General features: G+C 44.9%; 21 protein-coding genes, 2 tRNA genes and 1 other annotated feature. Of the genes, 8 read left to right on the forward strand and 15 right to left on the reverse strand.

Translation table 11 applies throughout. The features are described from left to right. Positions 1-26: 26 nt before the first annotated feature. Positions 27-261, reverse strand: a binding site (T-box leader). 59 nt (positions 262-320) lie between these two features. Further along, a complete protein-coding gene (locus BN6465_RS14935) occupies positions 321-1898 on the reverse strand; it encodes a ClC family H(+)/Cl(-) exchange transporter (RefSeq protein WP_066736687.1) in 1578 nt (525 codons plus the stop codon). A gap of 16 nt (positions 1899-1914) precedes the next feature. After that, positions 1915-2751: a MerR family transcriptional regulator gene (locus BN6465_RS14940; RefSeq protein WP_066736689.1), complete on the reverse strand. Its 837-nt coding sequence runs from the start codon at positions 2749-2751 to the stop codon at positions 1915-1917. A gap of 167 nt (positions 2752-2918) precedes the next feature. Here BN6465_RS14940 and BN6465_RS14945 point away from each other — a divergent pair, with 167 nt between their 5' ends. Next, entirely contained in the window at positions 2919-4253 is a 1335-nt protein-coding gene (locus BN6465_RS14945; RefSeq protein ID WP_066736691.1) for an MATE family efflux transporter, read from the forward strand. A gap of 5 nt (positions 4254-4258) precedes the next feature. On the opposite strand, the gene BN6465_RS14950 is transcribed toward BN6465_RS14945, so the two are convergent. Continuing rightward, positions 4259-5578, reverse strand: a complete 1320-nt coding sequence (locus BN6465_RS14950) for a D-serine ammonia-lyase (protein ID WP_066736693.1) — start codon at positions 5576-5578, stop codon at positions 4259-4261. 267 nt (positions 5579-5845) lie between these two features. On the opposite strand from BN6465_RS14950, the gene BN6465_RS14955 reads away from it, so the two are divergent. From BN6465_RS14955 to BN6465_RS14970, 4 genes are all read left to right on the forward strand, one after another. Continuing rightward, positions 5846-6214 (forward strand): DUF2089 domain-containing protein, encoded by a 369-nt coding sequence (locus tag BN6465_RS14955; RefSeq protein ID WP_066736695.1) that lies wholly within the window; start codon positions 5846-5848, stop codon positions 6212-6214. 2 nt (positions 6215-6216) lie between these two features. Next, positions 6217-6603, forward strand: coding sequence for an SHOCT-like domain-containing protein (locus tag BN6465_RS14960; protein WP_066736696.1), 387 nt, complete (start codon positions 6217-6219; stop codon positions 6601-6603). An 11-nt stretch (positions 6604-6614) separates the two neighbouring features. Beyond that, positions 6615-6878 (forward strand): hypothetical protein, encoded by a 264-nt coding sequence (locus tag BN6465_RS14965; RefSeq protein ID WP_066736697.1) that lies wholly within the window; start codon positions 6615-6617, stop codon positions 6876-6878. A gap of 101 nt (positions 6879-6979) precedes the next feature. After that, positions 6980-7477, forward strand: coding sequence for a hypothetical protein (locus tag BN6465_RS14970; RefSeq protein WP_066736701.1), 498 nt, complete (start codon positions 6980-6982; stop codon positions 7475-7477). A 69-nt stretch (positions 7478-7546) separates the two neighbouring features. Here BN6465_RS14970 and BN6465_RS14975 read toward each other — a convergent pair whose 3' ends face one another. Together BN6465_RS14975 and BN6465_RS14980 are read right to left on the reverse strand one after the other, a co-directional pair. Then, positions 7547-8812 carry an MFS transporter gene (locus BN6465_RS14975; RefSeq protein ID WP_066736704.1) on the reverse strand — a complete coding sequence of 422 codons (1266 nt, stop codon included), beginning with the start codon at positions 8810-8812 and terminating at the stop codon, positions 7547-7549. Then, positions 8805-10004, reverse strand: a complete 1200-nt coding sequence (locus BN6465_RS14980; RefSeq protein ID WP_066738713.1) for an amidohydrolase — start codon at positions 10002-10004, stop codon at positions 8805-8807. The genes BN6465_RS14975 and BN6465_RS14980 overlap by 8 nt, the downstream gene beginning before the upstream one ends. A gap of 210 nt (positions 10005-10214) precedes the next feature. On the opposite strand from BN6465_RS14980, the gene BN6465_RS14985 reads away from it, so the two are divergent. Beyond that, complete coding sequence (locus BN6465_RS14985) at positions 10215-11066, forward strand: LysR family transcriptional regulator (RefSeq protein WP_066736706.1); 852 nt, start codon at positions 10215-10217, stop codon at positions 11064-11066. A 39-nt stretch (positions 11067-11105) separates the two neighbouring features. On the opposite strand, the gene BN6465_RS14990 is transcribed toward BN6465_RS14985, so the two are convergent. Together BN6465_RS14990 and BN6465_RS14995 are read right to left on the reverse strand one after the other, a co-directional pair. After that, positions 11106-12755, reverse strand: coding sequence for a MutS-related protein (locus BN6465_RS14990; RefSeq protein ID WP_066736711.1), 1650 nt, complete (start codon positions 12753-12755; stop codon positions 11106-11108). An 88-nt stretch (positions 12756-12843) separates the two neighbouring features. Further along, positions 12844-14247: a sodium:solute symporter family protein gene (locus tag BN6465_RS14995; RefSeq protein ID WP_066736713.1), complete on the reverse strand. Its 1404-nt coding sequence runs from the start codon at positions 14245-14247 to the stop codon at positions 12844-12846. Positions 14248-14452: 205 nt separating this feature from the next. Here BN6465_RS14995 and BN6465_RS15000 point away from each other — a divergent pair, with 205 nt between their 5' ends. After that, positions 14453-15883 carry a PucR family transcriptional regulator gene (locus BN6465_RS15000; RefSeq protein ID WP_066736715.1) on the forward strand — a complete coding sequence of 477 codons (1431 nt, stop codon included), beginning with the start codon at positions 14453-14455 and terminating at the stop codon, positions 15881-15883. Positions 15884-15949: 66 nt separating this feature from the next. Here BN6465_RS15000 and BN6465_RS15010 read toward each other — a convergent pair whose 3' ends face one another. The 6 genes from BN6465_RS15010 to BN6465_RS15035 all read right to left on the reverse strand — a co-directional run bounded on the left by BN6465_RS15010 (position 15950) and on the right by BN6465_RS15035 (position 23125). Beyond that, positions 15950-17257 carry a glycine/betaine/sarcosine/D-proline family reductase selenoprotein B gene (locus BN6465_RS15010; protein WP_199882847.1) on the reverse strand — a complete coding sequence of 436 codons (1308 nt, stop codon included), beginning with the start codon at positions 17255-17257 and terminating at the stop codon, positions 15950-15952. A 15-nt stretch (positions 17258-17272) separates the two neighbouring features. Beyond that, positions 17273-18580 (reverse strand): glycine/sarcosine/betaine reductase component B subunit, encoded by a 1308-nt coding sequence (locus BN6465_RS15015; RefSeq protein ID WP_066736719.1) that lies wholly within the window; start codon positions 18578-18580, stop codon positions 17273-17275. Positions 18581-18613: 33 nt separating this feature from the next. Continuing rightward, positions 18614-19807, reverse strand: a complete 1194-nt coding sequence (locus BN6465_RS15020; protein ID WP_066736721.1) for an amidohydrolase family protein — start codon at positions 19805-19807, stop codon at positions 18614-18616. Then, positions 19808-21094 carry an MFS transporter gene (locus tag BN6465_RS15025; protein WP_066736723.1) on the reverse strand — a complete coding sequence of 429 codons (1287 nt, stop codon included), beginning with the start codon at positions 21092-21094 and terminating at the stop codon, positions 19808-19810. A gap of 299 nt (positions 21095-21393) precedes the next feature. Then, positions 21394-22224, reverse strand: a complete 831-nt coding sequence (locus BN6465_RS15030) for a class I SAM-dependent methyltransferase (protein WP_066736724.1) — start codon at positions 22222-22224, stop codon at positions 21394-21396. 76 nt (positions 22225-22300) lie between these two features. After that, positions 22301-23125 (reverse strand): pentapeptide repeat-containing protein, encoded by an 825-nt coding sequence (locus BN6465_RS15035; RefSeq protein WP_066736725.1) that lies wholly within the window; start codon positions 23123-23125, stop codon positions 22301-22303. Between the two features lie 245 nt (positions 23126-23370). Between BN6465_RS15035 and BN6465_RS15040 the strand changes: the two genes are divergently transcribed. Next, positions 23371-23712 (forward strand): hypothetical protein, encoded by a 342-nt coding sequence (locus tag BN6465_RS15040; protein WP_154670270.1) that lies wholly within the window; start codon positions 23371-23373, stop codon positions 23710-23712. A gap of 138 nt (positions 23713-23850) precedes the next feature. Here the strand turns inward: BN6465_RS15040 and BN6465_RS15045 are convergent. Both BN6465_RS15045 and BN6465_RS15050 read right to left on the reverse strand, forming a co-directional pair. Further along, positions 23851-23924, reverse strand: a tRNA-Pro gene (locus tag BN6465_RS15045). A gap of 56 nt (positions 23925-23980) precedes the next feature. Then, positions 23981-24051 (reverse strand) — tRNA-Gln (locus BN6465_RS15050). Between the last annotated feature and the right edge of the window lie 48 nt (positions 24052-24099).

The following is a 24099-nucleotide window of genomic DNA, read 5'->3' on the forward strand; positions in this document are numbered from 1 at the left end:
ACAAAAAGTCCCGGAATACAATCGTATTCCGGGACGGATATTCTAGAATCCGCGGTACCACCCGCATTGCTCCTCACCTGCTGGGCAGGAAGGAACCTCTTTGACATGTGATAACGTACATGAGACGTATTGGCCTACTGTAAGTTCAGCCAATCTGCTCCAGAGTGTTCCCTTCGTCTTATTCCTCAAGCAGCGCTCTCAGCCGGTGACGCCGCATTTCTGTCGAGTTCCAAAGACAAGAGTCTCTTTCATCGCTTTACTTTTGTAAATTATTTTTCAATAGTAGCACAGTCCCTTTCATTTTTCAAGGGGAAAATTCATCACAAAACAAGATGTTCCGGATGTTCTTTACAGATTTTCTCCATTTTCTCATATACAGTGCCGCTGTCACGCTCATCTGTCATCGTTATAATCACGTCACTTGGCTGCAGCACAGTCTTGCCCTTGGGGATGATCTCTTCTCCATTCCTCTGAATCGCTACCAAAAGACAATTCTCCGGCCACTGCACATCCTGTATTGCTTTGTTGGCAGCCGGAGAGCCGAACATGACCGAAAAACGGTCCAGAATCTTCTCTCCCCGCTCTTCTCCTGCCGGCATTCCATTCTTCTCCAGCAGCCGTTCCAGAAGGCTTTCATAGATTGGCTTGGACTTCATAAGCGTAGCAACAATGTACGCCACAATGGAAATCACAGAGAGGGAGAGCATCTGGCTGACAGAACCGGTCATCTCAAAAATAAGGATAATTCCCGTCAGCGGCGCCCGCACAATTGCGGTAAAATACCCCGCCATGGCCAAGAGAATAAAATTGTTGATATAGTCGGGGTCAAGACCAAAGAACTGTACACCGACCATTCCAAAGACTCCCCCGATAAACGCTCCAAGCACCAAGAGCGGGAAAAATATTCCCCCCGGCGCGCCCGAGCCAAAGCTGACTGCTGAAAATATAAACCGAACTGCCAAAATCAGCACTACCATTCCCAATACATATTCATGGCTCGTTATGGCTTCCACCAGATTGTGGCCACTCCCCAGAACCTGAGGCATCACAAGTCCAAGAACTCCAGCCGTCATAAAAGGTATCAAAAGTTTCCCAAAAGTGCCGATTCCGGCCAGCTTTTTATATAGTGACTGGACAAACAAGGTGAACCAATTATAGAAAGCGCCCAAAATTCCCAGAATCACACCGAGTATCACTATGAGCCAGTAATAGCTTGGGGGGAGCACATTGCCGATATCAAATTGAAATACCGATTCCATCCCCAAAAAATTGGAAGAAATATAATCTGCGGTGAGAGACGCCGTCATAACGGAAATCAGTACCGATACGGAAAAATTCTTATGTACCTCCTCCAGCGAGAACATAACTCCTGCCAGCGGAGCGTGGAAAGCGGCGGACAGTCCTGCGCTGGCTCCGCAGGTCAGCAAAAACTTCTCCTCTGTCTTCCCCCTGTCCAAGGCCTTGGATATCCCCTTTCCGGCCATGGCTCCAAGTTGGATGGACGGGCCCTCCCGCCCCAGCGCCAGACCTCCCAGAAGGGAGAGGAATCCGCCCATAAATTTGGCGGGCAGCACCCTCAGACAGTTCTGTTTCATTTTACCGGACATCTCACCTTCCAGCTGTGGAATACCGCTCCCTGATATCATGGGCTCCCAGTCTACAAGCTTCGCCACGACAAACGCAAGCAGAACGAGGATGCCAAACCATCCTGCTATTTTGATTGGCGAGCCTTTTATGAACTTCAGAATCATATTCAGCCAAATCCCTGCCTGCCCTAAAAGTATTCTATATAAAAGTACAATCAAACCGGCTACAGCCCCCACAAGAAGTCCTTCTCCAATCAGAATGACTTGAAAACGCTCCGCACGTTTGATTGTATGCGATGTATCCTTCTTCACATTCTTCCTCCTCCACTCAATCCTCTTCTGTTATTTGGCCGACACATCTGCAGGAAATCTGTGTCACATATTCCTCTTCGCTTTTCTGTGTCAGCCCATCCAGTATATAATCTTCATAACAAACGCCTTCAAGGGCTATTCCATTCTCGCTGGCATACTGAAGCATCCGCTCATAGGCTTCGCCGATAGTCTGCCAGCGGCCCTTATGATAACCGACTAAATAGGTTCCTGCGGGATGCACAATATACGCACATCCTTTAGGCGGCTTTTTCTCTGTCATCACGTAAGAAGCCGTGTAGGTGTCGATGTTTCCCTTCTGCACCTCCGAAAGCTTTTGACAGTAACCGACCCCATAAATCCCCCGTACACCGGCTTTGTCGCACTTTTTCAGCAGCTCCCCTATCTCCATCGCCCATGTCTTTTCATCTTCCGCATGCAATTCCTTTACCACACAATATACTTCCGGCTGTTCTATGAGACTGATACTCCCAATATCTACCTCAACTGCCGCCTGAATCAGACTCTTCTTCTTCTCCACCCATTCTTTCATGCGCCTCAGCTGCTGCATCTCCTGCGTAATAATTTGCAGCTCATCCTCGAAGAGCCTAACAAGAGATTCCGGCGTCCGCTCATCCAGATATGCCTTAATCTGGGAAAGCGGCATGTCCAATTCTCTCAGAGTAATGATTACCTCAAACACATCCAGCTGTGCCAGCGTATAATAGCGGTATCCATTATTTCCCTTTGCCTCAGGGCAGAACAAGCCTATCTTGTCATAATGAAAAAGGGTATGCTTTGTCACCCCTTCAATTTTAGCAAATTCTCCTATCGTCAGAAGTTGTTCCTTTTTCATTACCCAGTTGTATCCTCCCTTGTTTTTATTTCTATAAATATGTTTATTTATATTATAGGCGTATTTCCCTTTTTTTACAACTCAAAAAAGTGGTTGACTATAGGGTAACCCTATACTTTATGATAGATAGTACTGAAATTACATTGTAAAAAGGAGGATATGAAACTATGTCAACGTCAATTGCTAAAGACTTTAAATTTTTCTCCCTGCTGCGTTTCGCACTGCCGACCATGGTGATGATGGTCTTCATGTCATTATATACAATTGTGGATGGAATCTTTATTTCCCGTTTTCTGGGCAGTCAGGCGCTCTCATCATCCAATATTGTCTACCCTGTGCTGAATCTGGTGATTGCTGTAGGCGTAATGTTCGCCACCGGAGGAAGCGCGCTGATTGCAAAAAAGCTGGGTGAAAAGAAGGAGCAGGAAGCCAAAGAAGATTTTTCTCTGATCGTCCTTGTATCTACGATACTTGGATTTGTAATCATGCTCGTCGGCAATCTGGGGATTGAACCTATTGTACGCGCCCTTGGCGCCACCGATGTTTTGACAGCCAACTGCGAGGCCTATCTGAGCATTCTTCTGTACTTTACACCGGCCTGTATTTTACAGCTCTTATTCCAGACTTTTTTTGTGGCGGCAGGAAAGCCCCAGCTCGGGCTAATCCTTACCATCTCCGGTGGAGTCGCCAATGTGATACTCGACTATCTGCTGATGGGCCCTCTCAACATGGGTATCAGGGGCGCTGCCCTCGCTACCGGCATGGGACAGCTGATTCCCACAATCGCAGGCCTCTTATACTTTTCCCTCAGCAGGGAATCGCTTCATTTTGTAAAGCCACGCTTCAGAGGCCGCACACTTACCAAGAGCTGTTCCAACGGCTCTTCCGAGATGGTCACCAATATATCGACCGCGATTGTGACCTACCTGTTCAATATTGTGATGCTTAAATTTCTGGGGGAAGACGGCGTGGCCGCCATGACCATTGTCCTCTATGGGCAATTTCTATTTAACGCGATGTATATGGGATTTTCGATGGGCGTCGCCCCGGTCATCAGTTACAATTATGGCCGGAACAACCTGCCCCTTCTCAGACGGATATTTAAGATTTGTATTGGATTTGTGGTGAGTTCTTCTATCATAGTAACACTGCTCGCCCTGCTGTCTTCCCCTTATATTGTGGAAATCTTTACGCCGAGGAGCACTTCCACCTACGAGATTGCCAAGAGTGGATTTTTTCTTTTTTCTTTCAACTATTTGTTTGCGGGAGTCAATATTTTTGCTTCCTCCATGTTCACCGCCTTTTCAGACGGCGCCGTCTCAGCGGGCATCTCATTTGCCAGAACCTTTATCTTTATTGTGGCAAATATCCTGCTGCTGCCCAAATTTCTAGACGTCACCGGAATCTGGCTGTCCGTGCCGGCGGCTGAATTTATGACGATATTCCTATCCGTCTATTTCTTCGTAACAAGGCGGAAAAAATACCACTATACAATGGGATAATCTTCCTACTCTACGTCCAGATATGTGTTTTTGTAGGCCTCTCTGATTTCCTGTGGTACCAGACTGCCTCCCGTCGCCCAGGCAATATGTACCGCCTTATCCATCTTATCCGTGAGCCCTTGCTCGGCTATGTAGCGCCCTGCCTCTTCTTTGTTATTGATGAAGGCCGGCCCTGCAAAAGCGGCGCAGGCACTGGGCTCCAAAAAGATATCCTGCGTCTCCAGCATGTCGCGCATATACTCATACAGACGGCCGTCCTTGACGGTGAAAATTCCTCCAAGCAGCGGCTCCATCACCTTTCCCACAAAACCGGAAGGGCGTCCTACAGCCAGACCATCCGCATGGGTCATTCCTGTAAGGCCGATATCCTGCACCGAAATCTCATTATGGAGTCCTGTCGCCATGCCCAGAAGCATGCTCGGAGCCTGTACAGGTTCTACAAAGAAGCAGTGTACATTGTCGCCGAACAGCTGCTTTAATCCGAATGTAATACCGCCGGGCGCGCCGCCTACTCCACAGGGGAGATACACGAACAAAGAATGTTCGCCATCCACAGTAATTTGCTGCTCCTTAAGCTGCGCTTCCAGCCTTTTAGCCGCAACGGCATATCCCAAAAATAAATCCTTCGAATTCTCATCGTCTACGAAATAGCTCTTCGGATTCTCATCGGAAAGTTTCCTCCCGTGTATGACTGCCTCACTATAATCAGAGTCATACTCAATCACAGTCACACCGTGGGAGCGCAGTAACTTCTTCTTCCACTCTTTCGCATCTGCAGACATATGTACGACCGCCTGATATCCCAGCGCCGCGCTCATAATCCCGATGCTCATGCCAAGATTGCCTGTAGAACCTACTTGAATAGTATATTCACTGAAAAAGCGGCGGTTCTCCTCAGAGGCCAGCCTTTCATAATCGCCTTTTCCTGTTATAAGTCCATGGGCCAGCGCCAGCTCCTCGGTATGTTTTAACACTTCATAAATACCGCCCCGTGCCTTGATCGAGCCGGCGATTGCAAGATGACTGTCCTGCTTCAGAATCAATTTCCCTTTTATCCCGGCGTGATACTTTTCATTCAGAAGCTTCTGCATCTCCGGTATGGGAGTCAGCACAGACTCAATCAAGCCTCCTTTGTCCTTCGTCTCCGGAAAGCACTTCATAATAAGAGGGGCAAACCGCGCAAGCCTTTGCTCAGCCTCCTCAATGTCCTTCATCGAGAGCTCCTGTCCCGCTCTTTCCTCCGTGAGGAGTTCCATCTTTGGATTTAACCAAAACACCTCTTCCCCTGCCGCCAAAGATTTCACGATTTCATTCTTTACTTCCATCTTGCTTTTTTCCTCTCTTCATATCATATTTTTGAATCCTCAAATCATTCAATTGCGTGCAAGCATGCATTGTATGATCTTTTGATTCTTGTATATTGTCATATGGTTATAATACATCAAAACCGGCTCCGGCGCTATCCCCAACTTAACAATCACAATTTAAACTCAATAATTAATATTTTAAATATTTTAATTAAATATATTAATTTATATATTGACATTTTTAAGCTTTGGTATTATATTTAGAATCAGAAAGGGAGTGATTGGATGAAAAAGATTATTAGCCGCTGTCCGGTATGCGACGGTGAGCTGACCGTAGCCAGATTAAAATGTGATTCCTGCGACACTGTAATCGAAAATAATTTCAGACTCAGCAAATTTGATTATCTTTCTGAAGAAGAGCTGTACTTTACCGAGACATTCCTCCGCTGCAGAGGCAATATCAAAGAAGTGGAAAAAGAACTCGGCATATCCTATCCCACCGTACGCTCTAAACTGGACGCTGTTATCAAAAAGCTAGGCTATGACGCCGGCGCAGACGAACAGGCTGCAAAACGGGAGGAAATATTGAAGGCGCTGGAGAGCGGAACAATCACAGCCGAACAGGCGATTGCCCAATTAAAGAAGGAGTATTGATTATGGATGAAAAGTTAAGAATTTTAAAGATGGTGGAAGAAGGAACTATTAACGCAGAGCAGGCGGCTGAACTGATGTCTGCCATGAATGTGGAGCTTCCGGCGGAGCAGGATGTCATCGTGAAAAGCAATTATGACAAAAAGATGTTCCGTATTATAGTGGACAGTGTCACTGGCGACAAAGTAAAAGTACAATTTCCTGTGGGCGCCATAAAAAAGATATTAAAAGTGACCGGCAAACTTCCCATTCCCGAAAACCAGCTGCAGGGCATAGACCTCTCCAGCATGATGGACGCGGTATCAGAATGTCTGGAGGATGAGATGGAAGGCGATTTTGTCAATGTAGAAGCCACCGACGGCACGACAGTAAGAATATTTGTCGATAAGTAAAAGGAGCCTGTATGAAAGTAAAAATCCGAACAAAGGATGTACACTTTTCCATGCCGGTCCCGATTGGAATGATTGGCTTCGTGGTCAAACTGCTTCCCGACAGATTGTTCGTCCAAATGAGGACAAATGTCCCCGCCCCTTATGATGCCTTGCTGACAAAAGATACCGTCAGCATGATACTAAGTGAATGTCTGGATATTCTGAAAGAACACAAAGGACTTGAGTTTGTCCATGTGGAGGCGTCCGACGGTACGTTTGTATCCATACGATTATAGCAAGGTAATTACAGGTTATGTTTGTGCGGTTTGTTGAATTTTGAGGGAAAAGCTGTTATGATAAATGTAGTAGCACTACAAACAAAATGGAGGTACGATCTGTGTCTGAAGTAGAAATCCTTGAGAAAGAAGAACTCGACGATAAAGTTATGGAATCCGCTGCCGAAGAGGAAAGTGATGCTTCCCCTTCCAGTGAACCGACTCCGGAGGAAGTTGCCGACGCAATTCCTGATTTCGAAGAACCGGAAGAGCCTTACGTGTTCCCCAGTGAAGAAAAACCGATGCATAAATTTTTACACTATAAGCCACACGAAGAGAAAGAATTTTCAAGAGACGAATGGATTTTTTCTCAGCTGGACAAAGAAGATTTGATGGAATATCTTGCACTGGAGCAGACACGCAGCGAACTGGACAGACAACTCAAAGAGACCCGGGAAAAACGGCTTTTCTGCGCCTTTCAGCTGACGGTGTCACTGGCAGCCGTAGTTGCGGTCGTCTATCTTCTGCGGGACAACCCTACTATTCTCGTGAACATCCTATACATAGCAGGAATCGTTGCCGGCCTTTGGCTGTGGAAAAACCCGAAGAATAAGAAATAACCTATGTAATGACAAGCAAAAATACGGATACTGATATCCGTATTTTTGTTTTTGTGTATAATAATTTTTCTACGCCGCAGCATGTTCTTTCACTGCTGATGTGTTCTTTTCCATATTTTTCTTTCTTGCCACAAGATAACTGATACCTAGAAATCCAAGTACACACATGACCAGCATAATAATGAATATATAAGAGTAACCTTGTTTTCCGTATGTGTCTATGAACTTTCCGTACATGGTATGAATAAACATATCCGGAATATACGCGACCACAGACACGATACTGATTGCCGTACCCGCCACTTTTGCCGGTACATTGCATTCCCCTATAATAGAGAACATGACGCTGTACAGGCCGCACATGAAAAATGATGTCACAAGGGTCAGCCCCATTATCAATGTGGCTGAAGCCGAACTGCCCATAAGATACATCCCTCCGATAACCGCAAATACTATAACGAGGCCTACGCGGAACCACTTTAGTGTAGAATGGAACAGTTTGTCAGCCACAAGCCCGGTCAGAGGAGCCAGCGCCATGAACAAGAACTGCCGGACGATGCTCAAATTCCCGGAAAGGCTCTCGGAAATACCAAAAACACTAGTCAAGTAGGGGTTGAAGTAGGTGATGGATATATATACACCATACACAAAGAATAGTGTCATCGAAATAATCCACACAGTTGGATTCATCAGCGCTGCTTTTACATCTGCTGCTTTCGGCTTCTCTGCCGCTGTGGCAGCAGTCGGCTCTTTATAATCATGAAGCAGGGCCATCAATACAAATGGAATAATCAGTGTAAAGGCCGCTATGACGATAATCGCCCAGAAAAAGCCTTTGTCAGGTGAGTCAAAACCACCATATACGCGCAGCGCCAGCATGTTGACAAGGCCTCCCGTCAGTCCGTTAACGGCATAATATATGCCGTAGGCAGTGCCTCCTCCGATGTCTTCGCCTAGAAACCGGATTGTCTTCATAATAGCCGGCCAGCATAAGAAAATCGTTGTAAACGCCATACCAAACCAAATCGCCAGTGACATTCCATAATTGGATGGCATAAACGCATACAAAATAGTAAGCCCCGATGTAATCAGCAGCGACCAGAAGATAGACAGTTTGGAAGATACCCTGTCAGAAATGATTCCGCCCGGTATCTGTATGATTGTACAGGCCAGCGAGTATACCGATATCATCAGTCCCAGCTGGGCGTCAGAAATATGCATCGTCTGAATCATCTGATCATAAAAAATATATTTCAAATACGGGAGGCAGTATATGGAGCCTCCGGCCATTCCAAGAACAAAAATTGTGATAATGCTTTTAACTTTTTTATTCATTGTAATCTTCCTTTCCCTTACTGAACTCTTCTTTTATCTTTGTCAGCTTCTGTGGATCGCTCATGATTTCCAGCACAGTATACCCCATTATCCGAGCGCCCAAGTCAATAATCTCATTGGCTTTTGGGCTCTTCATAATATCTACTACTTCCTGTGTGTGAAGCGCAAAATGTTGATTGGAAATGGCCAGCATCGGTGAAAAGGCCGGGCATTCATAGCTGACATTGCCGATGTCGGAGCTTCCCATCATAGAATGGTCATCCATCTTATAAGGCACATGCAACTCATCCATGACTGAGCATATGGTCTCGATTCCCGTCTGGTTCTGAAGCATGTCGGAATATTCGTAGCCGATCGTTTCAATCTCGTAGGTCGTATCCGTTGCCAGACACGCGCCCTTTACACAGTTGCGCATTCTTTCCACTACCTGATTCAGATAACTTCGTTTTGAATTTCTTAAAAGAATCTCTAATTCCGCATAGTCAGGGATTACATTCGATGCTTCCCCACCGTTTACATAATAATAAGATATCCTTGTATCTGGCTTCACCTGCTGACGCATCATATCCAGCGCCTGAACCGTTAACCCAGCCGCGTTCAAGGCATTGCGACCTTCCCACGGCGATGCGGAGGCGTGTGCCGTCTGTCCGTGGAATTTTACACGGTAGCCTCCAAGGGCAAGGAAGTCTAAGGCCGGGTAAGTGACATCCGAATTCATATGAATCATCATGGCAAAATCATATTTCTTAAAGACACCCTGATTCACCATCTCGGCTTTCAATCCGTGCAGCTCCTCATCCGGCGTTCCAATCAAATCAATATCAATATTCAATTCTTCAGCCATATCGCAAAGGGCGAACGCAGTCAGAAGGCTCAGGCTTCCGCTGGCACTGTGCCCGCACCCGTGGCCTAGCTGGGGAAGAGCATCGTATTCCGCCAGCAGTGCAAATCTGGCTTCTGGTTTCTCCCTGCGTACAGCCGCTGCCTTGAAAGCAGTGGGAAGTCCACAAAACTCTTCTTCTGTCTCCATCCCCTTCTCGCGGCAAAGGCGTACATATTCTTTACAGGAATGATACTCCTCCCCAGATATCTCAGGATGATTGGCCAGATTAGAATTCAGCGCATGCGCAGTTTCACTATTTTTAAGAAGAGCGTGGTCAAATGTCTTTTTTAATTCTTCAACTTTTTTCATATGAATACCTCCAACTTTTATTTCGTTCCCTATTATAATCACTTTTTGTAAATAGAATTTTCCATTTTGTAAAACACAATTTCCTTTCCGGAATAATCCGCCGATGAGACAGGGTAAATAAAAGAGCATACAGTTGAATTAATCTTCTTTACTCGTTATAATCATTTGTATGGGATAAACATATCTATATAGAGAAGGAATGAGAAAAAGATGGATTTAAAACATTTACAGACATTTGTCGTTCTTGCTGAAAAAGGCGGAGTCATCAAAGCCTCTATGCATTTGAACTACTCACAATCCTCTGTGACCAAACATATACAAGCACTGGAAAAGGAATTTCAAGTACGCCTCTTTGAGAACAATAAAAGCCAGCTGACCGCCGCAGGTGAATGCCTCTATCATTACGCCAAGAAAGTGTTATTTGAGTATGACTCTATCTTGAAGGAAGTCAGGCTGGAAGATTATTCTCACTGCTCTATGAGCGTCGCCGGGCTGGAACAGCACTGCTACAGCTATTTTATGCCGGTATTTCACAGCCTTTATCAAAGGTACCCTGATATTAAGGTGACGATCAGCACTTCGGACATGGAGGAGAATTATAAAAAGCTTCAGGAAGACAGCGTCGACTTCGCCATTATCGCCGACTATTTTATATCAGATGAATACGAGCGGTGTCTTTTGGGATATGAAGATGTGGGATTATTAATGTCAAAGGATGTGTATGATAAGGACTCTGATAAGGATACTATCATGGAGCGTTATCCGATTTTCGTCCATCATTTCAGAAAGCTCAATTACCACTTTTTCCAAAAAGAGCTGGAGCACCCTCATGTAGTAGAGTGCAACAGCCCGGAAGTAATCTATAAAAGCGTCTTACAGTACGGCGGCATCGGTGTTGTGGGAACAGCCCGGTATCAAAAAGAGCTGGCGGAGGGTACGGTTATCATGCTGAAAGCATTGGATTCTCATGTGCCGGTAGAATTAGTCGCAAAAAGGAGTACGCTGGCCCATTCCATAAAGCGGGAGCTATTCGAGATGTTCCGGAAAAAATATACGCAATAAGGGACCTTGCCCGCAAGGTCCCTCTTTTCAATCTTCTCGCTATGATTCCATCCCACATCTCTTTTTGGACTCCGCTATAATTTCTGCCGGGAACCCAACTGCCTCCAGAAGCCGGATTGCATTTTGTGTATTGCTGATTCCTTTCCGCAGTTTATAATCGAATACGACGTCCCCGTCCTGCACCGACTCACAGAAATAATAGTTATCGCAAGGCCCATCCAGCGCAGTCGCCAGTTCCAGATCATGAGTAGCGACCATCACCATACAATTCTTTTCACACAAATAACTTAGAATCGCAATCGACGCTGCCACACGTTCCATTGTGTTTGTCCCGCGTAGAATTTCATCGATGCCGCAGAATACCATGCGCTCTCCGCTGCTTTTCTCAATCATTCTCTGTAAATATTTAATTTCCTTGATATAGTAGCTCTCCCCCGACAAAATGTCATCTCTCACCGCCATCGAAGTAAGCACTCCAGCATTGGGAAGCACCATGCTTCTTGCCGTACAGGTATGTATGCACTGGCCAAGAATGATATTGATTGCCGCCGCTTTTACAAAGGTTGATTTACCTGACGCATTGGAGCCGGTCAGAATCATATTTTTTTCCATGGTAAAACTGTTCTCTACTGCGTCCTCGATCAAGGGGTGGCAGATTCCTTCCATAGAAAACTGCTTTTCACTAAACTCCGGCTCACACCAGAAAGGCAGGCTCCGGCGGAAAGAACCGACCGCTATGCTCAAATCAAGCTCCCCTACATATCTATATACCTGCATGAATTCCCGCTGCCGTCCCGAAAGAAGGCGGATCAGTTTATCATATATGGTAAAGTCCCACAGAAATGCCCCAATAATATAGTCATATATAAGCGCCAGAATATCTCCGGCAACACTGCCTTGTTTTTTTCTCTCTAAAATCGAAACCAGCTTTTTAACCTTCTCCAGCTTTTTAAGATTATCCTTTACATCCATGCACTCCAAATCATCCGCACAGCACAGTACGTCCGCTGTCTTCACCGTGCGTATCATCGCGTAGAGTGATTCCAGTAAAAGTTCGTATTTATTCTTCCCCATGGCATAAATCGCAATATTTATAAGAAAATTAGCGGCCGCCGCGGTCACAAGAACCGGATTCATTGTAATGACCGCCGCCGGCATGAGAAGGACAAGGGTTATCTGCAGTATTCTACAGAGGCTCGTAAAGGGAAGTCTCTGTGACTCCAGCGTATCCATGAATACCGGAATATAGTAATTGTAGTCTTCTTTTCGAAGCTGAAGGAGCCGGGCCTGTGCTTCTACCCGTTCCTCCGGGTGCTCATCGTAATACTTGATGATTTTCTCCCGCTCATAAAGCCAGTTCTTCTCCTTGGGCAGTCTGTGCAGCGCGGCGAAAAGTACCTGCTCTCCGATGAAAGATTTCGTCGTGTTCATACGGCAGAAAATATTGTCCATCTCCAAGTCATCCCATGTGATATCATCTAACAGCTCGTCCTCGGGAATCGTTTTCTTTATGACATTATAGTAAAGCGCCGCCAACTCTCTGCGGTCAAATTCTTCGATGCTGCCGTCGGCCTTCTTGCCATAGCTCTCTTTTAACTGGAGTTTCATCCTTTTGTTGTTTGCCACTCTCTCCAAAAAGGAAATCAGTGTAATTGCTATAATAAGTGCCAAGATTATAAATACCTTCATATCATCTCACCTGTCCTTTTTGAAGCCTTTATTGTACTATTACATTAATACAAATCCCTCAAACTGTCAAGTGCCTCGGAAAGCAGTATTATTTAGCCTGTTCCGGCCATAATAAAGAGCCGCCCACACAGATAACAAGACACAGAATTCCCCCTAGAATGACGCCGTCCAGCTGCAGCCCCAGTGGGATCTTTAAAAACAAGTCAAATCCAAAAGACACGATCAAGCCCGACAGCATGCCAATATTGACCGCACTTACATTGGCCTTCTTCCAAAAGCATCCCAGCACAAGAGGAATAAATATCCCCGCGCCATACGCACTGCCTCCGGTCTTGAGGCACTGGTATACTTTTCCGAAATACAATGCCATAATACATACCAGACAGGCCGCTGCGATACACGAAACCCGATTGAGAACCATAATCTTCTTTTCACTTGTATCCTTTTTCAGCCTTGGCCGTATCATGTCATCCATGATTGTGGAAGTCAGTGTCAGCAACTGGCTGTCACCGGAGGTCAACATCATGCTGAGCAGGAAACTAAGCATCAGCCCCCGAATCACCGGCGGCATATATGTGAGAAGAAATTTGGGCGTAAACTGGCTGCCCACCGTCATCTCGGGAAATATAGTTTGGATAGCCAACGCAGGGAGCGCACAGATGATTCCGGTCACAAATATAGTGACCAGCCACGCCGCAAATTGACTGCTGACCGCCGTCTTTGTATCTTTTGCCGAAAAGATACGCTGCGCAAATACAGGGTCGGCTCCGGTCGCGAAAATATGATAAAAAAACCAGCCGGCCATAGTGATTGGAGCCATTCCCCGAAAGAATGAGAGTTCCTCTGCGGTATGGCTTGCCACAATAGGGTCCCATCCGCCTGCTGTCCGGAAAACTGCTATGGGGAAAATAATTCCAAACGCAATCAACAGAAATACAGCTTGAAAGGTATCCGTAATCGCAACTCCCCATAGACCGCTGAACACAGTAAATAGAACAATAATAACCGCGCTGATCCACACACCGGTCTTACGTCCACATATCCCCAGAGCTTCCAGAACATTTCCAACCGCCAGAAATTGTGCCGCCGTAAGCGATATTGTGGAAATAAGAACGCATACCGCACCAATTTTTCTCGTTTTTTCTCCATACCTCATCTGCAGAAAGTTTGGAATGGAATATGCTCCAGACGCACGCAAAGGTTTGGCCAGAAGCAAGAGAAACAGCCAGCCGATCCACCAAAACCAGCTTGCGACGATTCCTGATACTCCGCTTTCCAGAATAACCTCATATTTTCCAATGACAACATTTGCCCCGATCGCACTGGCAATACAGCTTCCAGTACAAGTGAACCAGGATAACTTCTGACCTGCAGTAGTAAAATCTCTGGCAGTCTTCATTTTTTTTGACGCCCTTGCGCCAATTCCTATAATCACCGTCAAAAATAGCAATATCACAACAAAATCTATTGCTGGCACATCTCCAAACCGCATGCTATCCCTCCTCTTCATTGCGCATGTCTTTTTTTGTCGAATTAAAATAATTATAACATTTTTCAAAATCCGCTTTATTGGGCATCAACGACATATTTATTGTGTGTCGTGCACATAATGTACAATCTTGGGTCAATGGGTGTTGATTGGTATGTTATATATGTTATACTTTTTATTGAAAATCTATATAACAGGAGGTATAACCATGACAATTGAAAAACTTCTACTGACTCTGGACAGCGGCATTAATTATTACTTTTATGGTTCTACTGATATCGAAGTCTATGCGGCAGAGAAGCTGGAAGACACAGAAACCATGACCCCGGACATCCTTTATGTGACAGACGCCTATGCCTCTAAAGATTCGCCGGGTAACGTCCTCTATGCATCGTCCAGTGACATTCCCATTATCTTGAAACAGCTGCGCTGCTCCATTTCCAGAGACTATCAGATAACTTCTGAATTAAATCATCTGAACCAAAAAGTCTTGAACAATGTTTCTTTACAGCACATTTCTGATACCTGCCGTGCCCTCCTTAACACAACAATCTTCCTTCTTGATGAACAATTTTCCCTGCTTGCATTTAGTGGTAAAAACGAAGCAAAACGTTTTCTTGGCTCGATATCGGCCAATAATATTATCGGGAAAGATACCAGCATAACCTATCTCCCTGCCAATCATATATGTCCCTATGACGCGGTACTTGCGCCGATTAATAATAATGGAAAGCTGCTCGGGTATATCCTTTCTTCCGCGTGGGAAGGTGCGGGCAACATCAAAGGCATATCCGATGTTCTACATGAAATCAGCAAAATCCTGTCAAATTGTAAAGGCTTTTCATCCAGCCGTACGCCCATATCTAAACGTCAGCAGTATTTGACTGAATTATTACAGCTTCATAGTATAGACGCGGTAACCGCTAAGCAAAAGCAAAAAGAACTTAATTTCCCAGAACACGATAAATACTTTGTGTTGTCCTTCAAAATCAACACCGATAAAAAATTAATCTTTATGCGCGACACACTGCAGACTATCCTGAAAGAAGAAGTCTATGAATATAATCATTATTTTTTCGCGATTGTCGGCTGTCAGATACATAAACGTATCAGCGAACAGACCTACCCTAAGCTGCTTCTCTTCCTGAAGGAAAATGATATGTACGCCGGAATGAGCAACGGCTTTTTAGATTATTCCCTTCTGAGAACAGCGTTTGAACAAAGTATCACCGCTCCGTCCCTCCGGCAGTATATATCCGGTAAAGAAATCCGTTTCTGCCGATACGAGGATTTAATCTTGAGCCACCTTCTTGAAATGGCGTTCCAAAAAGGGATTCCTTACCGTTCCTTCTGCCATCCGAATGTGGTAAATATTGAGCGGTACGATCAGGAGCACGGAACCGAATATTTAAAGACTTTGAGCGCTTATGTATACAATAATTTAAGGCTCTCAGAGACAGCCAGCAAACTCTATATCCACCGAAATACGCTGTATCACCGCATCAATATTTTACGGGAGCAGTTCGGGATTGATTTTGACAATCCAAGAGAATTTATGAAACTGCAGATATCATGCACTGCCTATGGTTTTATCGGAGAAGTCAAAAACGCCAATCAAATCTTTGGCCCCATGGATTAACTTTGAAAAGGGGGACACCAAGTTTTGATATTGTTGTCCCCCTTATTCCCCATCTCATAAATTTGCTTATTCAAATACCGTTTGTTCTTTTATGTCTGTATTTAAAATCTCCAGCGCACGGCTCATCAGATTATAGCGCTGCTGCCGCTGAATTGCCGGTGTGGCATTCAAGTCTGCCATGGCCGCCGGTATAGAGTAGGCTTTCAATATACGGTTCGCGCCTATACTTTTCGATACCGCCGTCATATTGGCAACATGTACGACATCAATGCCTGCGCGTTCTATTTCTTTCACCATCATTGCACCGCAACGAGTACAGGTGCCTCATGCAGAGCCAAATATAACGACATCGACATTGTCTGCTTTTAAATACTCCACAATCTCCTTTGCCATACGCACTGAATTTACCCGGTTTGTCTGATTGCCTGTCGTAGTATAGAACCATGGATGCAGGTAACCGATTTTCCCTTCCTTCTCCAATCTCCGCAGTGCGTCAAGGGGCATTGCCAGCATGGGTTCTTCATTGGCATAGGACTGGTCATATCCTCCATGCACACTCTTCCACTCTCCCGGCTTCAGTACGGTCTGGCCGGATAAGTCATAGCGCCCAAAACGAGTAGACGACGCCGACGGAATATGGTCTGGATTGTCGATCGGCACTAAGCCGCCTGTTGACACGAATGCAACCCTTGATTTAGCCCCGTCCCTCGGAGGAGCAATGGGAATTTTTTCTTCCACACTGATGGGAAGCTCCGTATGATAGTCCTCTCCGGCTATCTTTTTCTTTAACATATCAACCGCCCGTTTTGCGGATGTCCGTTCTTCAGGGAGTACTATCTGCCAGCGGAATCCTCTTGGAAAATATCCCTCTTTTTCAGCCCACAGAATTTCTTCGCCTTTCATGAGCTTATCAGAAAGATTTGTCATCTGCTTTAAATCTTTGCGCATCCCGGCCCCATTGTTGTGCCCTTTCACAATATACATATCCTTGTCCTGCTGGCAGAGCTCCCTTCCGGGATTCTCTTCATACATACAGGTGACCGTTGGTTTTTGATAGCGTTTATGGATATAATTACAGACTTCGGCGCAAGACACCCCATAGCGTCCAGACATGAATGCCGGACCGGCCGCTAATAAATCGAATTCTACCCCCTCCAGAAGTTCCCCGATTTTGTCCAGCGCCGCTTCGGTGTGGCTGGCCATATACCCGTCGCCGCAAATAATGGTATAAATAACCTTTCCTTCCTCCAGCATCTCGCTCAAAGCTATCGAAGGGCCGACTGTGCCTTCCACAAGCTCTGGCTCATAATCCGCTTTTTCTTCTCCCCCTACTCCGCCATAAAATTGATTCAGATACATGATAACTTTTTTCATTTCGCTCACCCTCCTTTAGTAGCTCATGCACACTTTGTTCGACCAGCCCGCATTGCCATCATGTCCCGCAATCATCAATGAGTCTATGACCAAAGAGCCATCCTCATGTAAGGAAGGGCCATATTCCGGGTCATATGCCCATGCGCCAGGATAAGGATCTCGTCCGATTGTCCCCAAGTGGCCGACAATACGTTCTTTGGCAGGCAGGTTTAGGATGACATGGTCCGCACCGGTGGATATGACTGCGTCTACGCGTTCATCCAGCATAATCTTTGACTGCATGCCTCCGCCATGCCCCGGACTTTCCATGCAGTGCCCGACGCATTTTATGCCCTCTTCTTCCAGCTTGATAATAGTTGTGAAGAAATCAATCTCACTGTGTCCATTCGCCGTATTTACTACAATTGCCGCATCTATATTCATCATCTCCGCCATGACCGCAATACGCTCAGAAGCACGTGTCTTCAAATCAGCGACAGGCGGGTTGACATCAAGGAACACTGCCGCAAAATTCAGTGATTTTCCATGTTCGGCATAAAGTTCCTTAATCAGTGGTAAATTTTGATAATCATATGTATACAATTTCATTGACCCGAAGAACAGCGTGTCTCCGCATAATGCCCCGTCTAAAATTTCATTTGCATGCAGCATCGGCGGAACAAGCTGAACCGCATCCTGCCCGTATAGCCGTGTGACAAGTCCTTCCCCCATGGCCGCAGACACTTGGAGTACCAGAGCAGTCCGCGGCAGTTCCGATGATGTCGTGGCAGCGTCGTCATAGACTTCCCATTCTTCCGGCATCTGTCCTGTCACAGCCCTGCCTATATACTCTGCAAGAAGATGTGCTCCCAAGCGGTAATGCAGGTTCTTCTTAAAAGTCGCATCATTGTCCTCTGACGGATCCACATTCTTAGCAGTAAAGCACAGGTGAATCAGTTTTGAGAAATGTGTCAGTCCCGCCGCTTCTCCATCCATGTCCAGCATGGCGTCGCCGCATCCCGCATACTCTCCGACCGCAGTGACCGCCATTCCCTTGAGAGCGTAAATTTGTCCCGAACCGCTCCGCTCCATTCCCCCAGTATATCCGGGAAATACCGCGCGCCCGTCTGGTCTCATCCTCGCCTCTACAATGTCCTTGATTGGCAGGATTCGGGCGTTTTCTCCCGGATGTACTATCTGTAGTTCCACTTCTTTTAAGTTGCCTTCTGGATTGAGCGCCTCAATGGCCTCCTTCTCATTCACAGTCAAAATCCCCTCTTTAAATGTCGTCTCCCTGCCGAATACAATATCTTTTACATGAAAATTTCCAATTTCCAATTTCATTTAATCACTTCCTTTATCATTTTAAGATACCTATCAATAAATTACTCTGCCCTTCCTTATGACATGCACTGGCTTTTTATACATAGCCGCAATGTCTTCGGCCGGATTGCCGTCAATAACCACAAAATCTGCACATTTACCTATTTTTACCGTTCCGATTTCATTATCCAGACAAAGAAGTTTTGCACTGTTGATTGTCATCTGCTTTAAAATATCAATATTGGAAAAGCCTAACTCATTCTTTCTCGTCTGTATTTCAATGTATGGATTCTCCTCATAGCTGTCTAACGCGATATCCGTCCCCCAGCCGATCAGTACATTGTGATTGTGGTACGCATTCCCAATACACTCATATACCTGCCGGATAGTTTTTACCCTGCGGTCCTCATTGTCCACATAGGAGCCTTTGCCATGCTTGGTCAGATTGTGTAGGATACCTACCGTTGGCACAATCCCCATGTCAGTTCTCCCCTCCAGCCTCTGCAGCGTCTCTTCTGTAATAAAGCTGGCATGCTCAATGGTACGTACTCCGTTGCGCACTGCCGCGTCAATCGCTTCGCTTCCATGTGCGTGGATCGCGCAGTAGGTTCCCCTTGACGTGGCAATCTTCACAACTTCATCAATCTCATCCTCCTCAATAATCTTAATATTGGGGTCGTTCCCTTCTGTCATCAAGGAGCCGCTGCCATATAGCTTAATAAAATCGGCGCCATAACATATATTATCCCGCACTAAAGCCCTCACATTATCCCTTCCTGCTATTACATGGTGAAACTGTCTGCAGGGGAACGTATTTAGATTTGCAGGAAGGAGCGTCGGCCCGGCACAGATAACACGGGGGCCCTCTATATAACCGGCCTTCTCTGCATCCCGTACCGCCTCAGAAGCCAGACATTTGTCGTCCCCACAGTCCCGCACCGTTGTATATCCATTTTCCAACATGAATCTGGCATAGTGATATTCATCAAAGGAGCGCCAGCTTGGCCGGACATCTGTAACCCAGCTGCTCTCTTCCAGCCAGCGCAGGTGTACATGTGCATCTATCAGTCCCGGCATCAAGGTTGCATGGCCCACATCTATTGTTTCACTGATATCCTCGAATACAGTCCCCACCTCAGCTATATCAGCAATCCTGTCCTCCTCGATCAAGACATCCGCTTCCGAAAGTCCTGTCCCTTCCGTTAACTCCGGAATCAATTTACAATTCTTTATTACATATCTGTTCATTTATTTCACCCCTTTTGCTTTCTTTGCTAATTTCTGAAACATGAAAATCGCGCCTACGCCAATCATGCCAATGACTAAGAAAACGATGTATATGACCTGATAACCTCCTCGCGAATTGTTATACTGTGTCAGTATACGTCCGAATGCAGTTCCCATAAATGTTCCCGGGATAACCATCGCTACAGATAGAAGTCCGCAGATCGTACCACGGCATTCTGTCGGAAGCCCGCACTCGTCGATCATAGACTGTCGCCCCGGTTTGCAGATAGAGTTTACGGCACGGATAAAGCAAAGCGCCGCCACCACTACAAAGACAAACTTTGCCTGCCACGGTACCGCAAGTACCATTGCACATCCGACGAACAAGCATCCCAAGCTTATCAAAATTACTTTCGTGGCCGAACCAATCTTATCTACAAGCACACCTGTGAAGACGGACAGAACCAGCAGAGTCGCCTGATTTGTCCACGTGGAAATCATCGTTACCGTCTCCGTAGAAAGTCCGAACTGTGTCTGCAAAAGCGGCTGTGTATAGGTAATCAGGATTGTTGTACAGTTTGTACATGCGCCCACAAGAAGCAAAAGCCACACCCGTGGGCTGGAAAGGACTTCTTTAAGCAGTGAAATGGTAAAACCACCTGCATTCTTTCCTTTTGTGTCCTTCTTTGCAAGAACTTCCGCTTTTGTAAGCTTTTTAGGGAATGTTTCATCCTTTTCAAAAAACCGCAGTCCAATCTGTCCTACCAAGAGCTGCCCACAGCTAAAAATCAAAAGGACATTTAAACTGAAAGTAGCTGAATATGCCGCAATCATCTTAGAAATAATGGTTCCCTCGACCAGCATAATAAGGCCCTGCAGCGCATAAAAGTAACCCAGCGCCCTGCCGTGCGCCGCTGCGGGTCCGAAAATCCCCACCAAGTTCAATGCTGCTGTCGCGTAGAATACCATACCGCTGGATACCATGATGATACAGGACAGGAAGGCCATCCTTCCGCTGGGCATTATGACCAAAAGAACCACCCCAATAATCATGAGAACCGTCCCAATATCCATACTTCGCTTCGGCTTAAGCCAATCGGCAACCGGCCCGCTGACAAGATATCCCCAAATGCCCATCCCTTCTGTAATGCTGACCAAAATTCCCATGGCTGCATCACTCACACTCAGCGCATCCTGCGCAAGAGCGTAGTAGGACGTAAAGAGCCATCCGGTGTTCAAAATCCCGACCCAGCCAATTGCCATAACAACGATAAACGACATGTGCCTCGCTGACATTTTTTCCTTCATATTTTTTCCTCCGCATCCTTAAATTTTTATATTCCTCCCGGTTGGAACATTGTGGTAAAAGCATGCTCTTATTTACCTTTAAATTTATTCTATTAAACAAGTCACGCAATTACAATGTGTGCGGATTACACATAAGCTTAAGCAAAATGTGCAACGGACACAGTTTTCTGTACCATAAAAAGAGCCGATAACCATAAGGTTTTACCTCATGGGTTATCGGCTCTGCATCTTATCTTCTGGCTCTTTGATAACATATACATTCAATATTATTCATAAATCACCTATACATATTGAAATCCTTACTTCTCTAAAATTATTGCGATTGTATCACTTTCAGATTGATAGATACTACCTGCAACATCACCAAACAGCCCACACGTCTTAAAACCAACGCTTTCAGCTTCTTGCATTAAATCTTCTTTTGAAAAATAGGTATTCCACAAATAATAGGGGGTTATTTCCTCTTTTGAAACAATTGATATTAAGTCCAGTGTTACATTATCAGAATATTTATAAAAACCACTTAACACCATATGTTCTTCGGGCCGCCAAAAACCACCATTGGGACATATCTCCCAAATTTGTTGTTCTTGAAAATTACAAAACTTTGTCATAGAAAACACATCTAATAACACTTTTCCACCCGGTTTAAGATGATGATAAATCTTGTTCATAATTACTTGTCTGTCTTTAGTTGACAATGCTCCGTAATCACAATATATCATGGTACAAAAATCAAAACACTTATCCAAATCCATTTCTAAATAGTTTTGATACACGTAAGAAATATTTAGCTTTTTACTGATAGCTGATTGTTGCGCATAAGCTATAGAACGCTTTGAAAAATCCACTCCGGTAACTTGATACCCTCTTTGGGCAAATTTTTCAGCATATATCCCCGGACCGCACCCAACGTCAAGAAGCGAAGGGTAATCGGCAGGCGAAATAAGTTCCGTTATCCATGTGACAGATTTCTCAATAAAGTCCAATTTTCTACTTGCCCCGTCAAAGTTCGGGTCTAAGTGTGCTTTGAGCATTTGTTTTGATATATATTCATCATTCCAAAACTCAACCGTTGATTTTGTGTAGATAGGGGGCTTCCTTAAAGATGTAATAAAATCACTGTTCATGATTTCTCCTTTCTTGTCTTATGCAAAAGAAAAAGATATTCTACACGCGGACCGCTGACAAAGCTAACGTTATGTGTTATTTCCATGTCGGTGGATACTCCAAATGATAGGGTAATTTTGTATTACGATTTCCTTTTGCAGAATTAACCTGTCCTTGCGTCAAAAATACAGCTTCACTTAGATCTGCATTCTTAAAGTTGGCGTCTCTGGTGTCAGCTCCTAAAAAAACGGTTCCATGAAAACGGCACTTTTCAAAATTTGCCGCTATTAAAAGCTTTGTGCTAAGGTCTGCCCCGCTCATGTCTTGTCCCTTAAAATTGCCTCCAAGAAGGTTAGCCGGAACTTTTTTATTTGCACTAGGAATGCCTTGCTGAAGCAGCCTGCAAGCCTGCTTTAAAATATGATTCGCCCTCTGTCTGTATTCCTCTATGTCTAAGGATAAGATACTATCGGGACGGTAATGGCACATTTCTACATTTTCCTCAATCAAACACTTGATAGATTTTTCCAATGGACGTGCTGAAATGAGCGACAATGCCTCTATCAAATAATATCTGATTTGATAAAGATGAAACACAACTATAAAAACATCGAAAATTTCCTTTGATTGGTTTGGTATCTCATTCCAAGTCTGGCCTTGATAAATAACTTGTGTCACCTGCTGCCCGGCGCCAAAACAGTCATAACCGATACAGCCTTTCATTTTCTGCTTTTCAAGCTGCGAATGTATTTTACACCGGTAATCCTTTAACAAATTTACACATGGCTGTCCGGATGCTTTATCTTTTGGAAAGCCATCCATTTTTGAAAAAAACAGAGCGGTACAACACAACCCTGAACATTTTGAACAATCCGACTTCATGTGCTCCCATATTTTATCATTTCTTTCATGTATCATCATATACTTTTTTCACCTACAATTCCAAATTTGTTGATATACACGTTATTCTACCATACCCCGGTAACCCTGTCTATCACGTTACCGTCTCTTCCCCCGCTGGCCGGCTGTGTCTGGGCAATGCTTAATTATGCGGAAAGACCGTTTAATTTACATCTATTTAACGGAAATGTGGTAGCGGTACTAAAGGAACTCATGATATGTTTATTCTGTATTAAATCTATGCGTATGGCAGGGGGTGTAAATTGTTGAAATGGACAGTAATGGATATCATAATCATAGCTGCTCAAATGTTATTGGCAGGATTTTATAAAAGCTTTGTAGAATCCAAAAGAAAATTAAAATTCAGTATACGCTGTACCCTTAACAGACTGTTTGTACTTGGCGCAATAGGTATTTTCCTTATGGAGCGGCTCGGTGTTTTTGGTGAACGGTATTCTATCGTGTTTTTTGGGATTGGAGTTTTTTGGTTTACTTTACTGTTCGCCACCATGCTGTTTTCTGACGGATGGTGCTGTGACAAATGCGGAAAAAGAATCGGCATTAAGGTTTTATATGTAAATAAATGTCCGTATTGTGACAGGCTGTAGGTTTTTTCTAAAAAAATAAAATGTTAGTAATTTTTTCCCTTGAATAATCTACCATTCTCCAGAATATAAGATAATACTAAGTAACGAAAAAACACCTCAAAGCCTACATCTATAAGGCTTGAGGTATCTCAAAATGAATCGGAGTGACAGGATTTGAACCTGCGGCCTCTACGTCCCGAACGTAGCGCTCTACCAAGCTGAGCCACACTCCGATAAAATACCGGATATCTTACCAGAAGATATCCGGCTTGTCCTATTCAATTAGGAGCTACGGATAGAGGACTCGAACCTCTACTAACAGAGTCAGAGTCTGCTGTGCTGCCATTACACCAATCCGCATTATTTGGTGTTCTGCACCGTCCGCTCTTAACAGCGAACAATGTTATT

Source organism: Bariatricus massiliensis (assembly GCF_900086725.1).
Lineage (GTDB): Bacteria > Bacillota > Clostridia > Lachnospirales > Lachnospiraceae > Allocoprococcus > Allocoprococcus massiliensis.